The 3,794-nt window shown below is 55.1% G+C and carries 3 protein-coding genes; 1 reads left to right on the top strand and 2 read right to left on the bottom strand.

Annotated elements, in window-relative coordinates:
* Positions 1-16 precede the first annotated feature (16 nt).
* Complete coding sequence (locus tag IH881_20360; protein ID MCH7870052.1) at positions 17-667, top strand: hypothetical protein; 651 nt, start codon at positions 17-19, stop codon at positions 665-667.
* A gap of 45 nt (positions 668-712) precedes the next feature.
* On the opposite strand, the gene IH881_20365 is transcribed toward IH881_20360, so the two are convergent.
* Entirely contained in the window at positions 713-1,105 is a 393-nt protein-coding gene (locus IH881_20365) for a response regulator (GenBank protein ID MCH7870053.1), read from the bottom strand.
* 91 nt (positions 1,106-1,196) lie between these two features.
* Entirely contained in the window at positions 1,197-3,563 is a 2,367-nt protein-coding gene (locus IH881_20370) for a response regulator (protein MCH7870054.1), read from the bottom strand.
* Positions 3,564-3,794 lie beyond the last annotated feature (231 nt).

Consider the following 3,794-nt stretch of genomic DNA (forward strand, 5'->3'; position numbering starts at 1 on the left):
TCCTGATCTGATAAGAATGGATTACGCAGAGGGAAAACCGATAGATAAAGATCTGGATACTATAAAGTTTTCAGCCCAGCGAGCAGCGGATGTAATAGCAGACCTGTTGGCTCTGACCCGCCGTGGTCAGTATAAAATGGTATTGATGGACATGAATGCGCTTCTAAATGATTATTTTTCTTCAGCCGAGTATGATGCAGCTAAAAGAATTCATCCGGAAGTAACTACTGATATTCAACTTTCAGATGACAGATTATTGTTTAAGGGATCTAAAGCCCATCTACCAAAAATAATAATGAACCTCGTTAATAATGCCTTTGAGTCTATGTCTGAAGGAGGAGTACTAAGTATCAGTACTACTATTATCGATGTAGAGGATGATGGGGTACTAAATGATCAGCTAATACCTAGAGGGAGATATAATCTACTTACGATAGAAGATCAAGGAGAGGGTATTCCTGAGGAGAACATATCCAAGATATTTGATCCATTCTTCAGCACCAAGGGTCCCGGACGCGGACTGGGTCTCACCACCGCACTTGGAATCATCCGAGGTCATCACGGAACCCTGCGCGTCGACTGCACATCGGGCATTGGAACCTCGATCCGCATTCTCCTTCCCTCCATCAGCGCGGCGCATCCCCCCAACTTTCGAGGAAAACCCTAGAGCGAGCGATTCCCTCGCGCAGCACACCGACAGCGGGAAATCTTTCTAGATCTCGCCGGAACCAGACTCGTCGAGCAGGCGCCATACTGCGCCCAGCACTTCATCCTTGCTCGCGGTCTTTTCGAAGAACGCACTCGCACCGGCATTCAAAGCCTTGTCTTTTGCCTCTGCAGCAACGCGAGCGGTCAGCACGATGACCGGAATCGATGAAAATGGCACCAGGCTCTTGAGTCGCTCCAGCGTTTTGAATCCGTCTCCCGCGGGCAGACCCAGATCGAGGACAATGAGATCGGGGGTTTCCTTGCGAACCATCGACATGCACGCGACCCCATCGCCCGCGATCACAACTTCGTAGCCGCTCTTTTTGAGCTTGACGCTCATCAGTCTGAGCATGTCTGGATCGTCGTCAACGATCAGGATTTTTTTTGAATTCGACATATCGATTTTCCTTCCTGGCCTTTGGCCTGCTTTGCGACTTCAGTTCATTTTTTTTGCGGGTTCCGCAGCGTGAAACTCCGACCGGTTGGGATCAGTCCACGACAACCCGTTCGAGATAGTCCTGCAGTTGATCAACGCACTTTTGCGCTTCCACTCCCTGTTTTTTCTTGCTCGTGATTTCAAGTTGAACGCCGATTTCCGAAATCCCGTCAAAGCCATAGCCCCGACCGGCGCCCTTCATGTTGTGTCCAAGTACCCGAATCGTCTCAAAATCCGAACACTCGATGGCTTCGCTAAGGCGCTCAATGTCGGCGTGGCGGTTTTCCAGAAATCCATCGATCAACTCTGCGATGTCTTCGTCGATCACCACGTGAATCGGGCTCCCGGCTTCGCACTCGGACCCCGAAAGTGCGTCTGCACTCTCTCCGGACTGATCACTTGCGACATCCTGTATCCCGTCCCCCTCGGCCTCACATGCAAAATTTTCGATCACTTCGAGCAGGGTCGCCTTGCGCACGGGTTTACTCAGGTGCATGTCGCAACCCACGGCCAGCATCCGCTCTACCTCTTCGGTAAAGGCGTGGGCGGTGAGCGCAATGATCCGCGACGGTTTCAGCTGCTTCTCGAACTCCCAACCGCGAATGAATCGCGTGGCGCTGTAGCCATCCATGACGGGCATCTGAATGTCCATCAGAACCAGGTCAAATGGGCTCAATTGAAATTTTGCCAGGGCCTGTGCTCCATCCTCAGCGACGACGATCTCGTGCGGCGTCTTGCGCAAGTACGCGAGAATCAAGTCTCGGTTGTCCGCGGAATCGTCGGCCAGAAGAATGCGCAGCGTTCTGATATCGCGGCTGGCAGCGGGCTCCGCATCGATCACGGGCTGCAGCTCGGCCTCGGATTCACCCCCGGCGCGGGCGCTGCGCAGAACCTGCAGCACGGGTTCGACCCGCACGGGTTTGACGAGCCAGTCGCGCAGGCCGTATTGCTGGCACTTACGCACATCTCCGGGACGGTGGTCGGCGGTGAGCAGCATGACCGTTTTTCCCATCACCGCTGGACTCGCCTGGAAGTCCTTTAGCACCCGGAAGCCGCCGTATTCTGGCAATCGAAAATCCAGCAGGATCACGTCAAAGAGTTCGTCCTGGGCGATCGACTCTTCGATCTTCTCCTTCGCCTCACTCGCAAGTGCTACATCGACGACCTCGCAGCCGACGTCGTGGGCGATCCCAAACAGAATCGATCTCTCGGTCTCGCCAGCCACAGCGAGCAACACTCGGGTTCCGTCCAACCTTTCGTTCGCGAAGGGCTCGTCCTCATCGGAATCTTCATCGCCGACGAGCACTGTAAAGTGAAACGTGCTGCCACGCCCGGGTTCACTGGTGACCCAGATGCGCCCGTTCATGAGCTTGACGAGCTCCATGCACAAGGCCAACCCCAAGCCCGTCCCGCCAAAGCGTCGGGTCACCGATCCATCGGCTTGCTTGAATCGCTCGAAGATCACGGACAATTTCTGAGATTCGATTCCGATGCCCGTGTCCGAAATGGAAACCTGAAGTTCCGGCGTTCCAGCCTCGTTGGTGCCGCTCTCTACCTGCACCACCACTTCGCCTTCATCGGTGAACTTGATGGCATTTCCAATCAGGTTGATCAAAATCTGGCGCAGGCGAGCTGCATCTCCGACCAACCAGGGCGAAAGATTCGACTTGAAGTCGCAGGCGAGAGACAGTCCCTTCTTGTGCGCGGGGAGGGCCAGCAGTTCGATCGTGTCTTCGAAGAGTTTTCGACTGTCAAAGACGACCTGTTCGAGTTCGAGGGAACCGGCTTCGGCCTGGGACAGATCGAGAATGCTGTTGATCAACCCGAGCAGCGCTTCTCCGGCGCGCCGAAATACCTCGACGTAGCGCCGCTGCTCTTCGTCCAACTCGGTATCGCTCAGCAGGTCGGCCATGCCGAGAATCGAATTCATCGGGCTTCGAATTTCGTGGCTCATCGACGCCAAGAATTCCGTTTTTGCCTTTACGGCTTCCACGGCGGCAACCTGCGCGTAACGAAGCTCTCTTTCGATGCCGTGGCGTTCGATCGCGTGACGCACGGAGCGAACCAGCATCGCTCCTTCGCTGTCCCCTTTTACCATGTAGTCCTGAGCGCCCATCTTGACCAGACGCGCCCCCAGTTCTTCATCCTCGAACCCCGTCATCACCACAATGGGGATGTCGGGGACGCGTTCTTTGACGCGGATGAAGGTCTCGGGGCCGAAGCTGTCGGGCAGAGAGAGATCGAACAAAATGACATCGAAACTGCGCGTTTCCAGAATCTCGAGTCCACCGGCGAGACGCTCTGAGCGAGTCATCTCGAACAAGAAGTTGGACTCTTCGAGTGCGTCCTGCATCAACGCCGCGTCTGCGGGGTTGTCCTCAAAGGACAAAATGCGACAAGGCTTTCCGGTCGTGTCCACCAGGCGTTCCTCGGGAATCCGCACAGACCCGAGGGGCCTGCACAAAATTCCAATGAGACTGAATTTCTTATCGTCGAACCGGAATTCGACCCAACGCTTCAAACGCGGGAATCGGCTGCGCCTCCGGTACACAGGGGCTGCACGACCCCCTGCGATCTCCAGCCAGAGAAAACCCTGAGAGTCGGCAGCGGTCTTGTCAGGTTATTTAGAACGTGTTCTACTTAGCGGCGT

This window comes from Myxococcales bacterium (genome assembly GCA_022563535.1).
GTDB lineage: Bacteria > Myxococcota_A > UBA9160 > UBA9160 > UBA4427 > DUBZ01.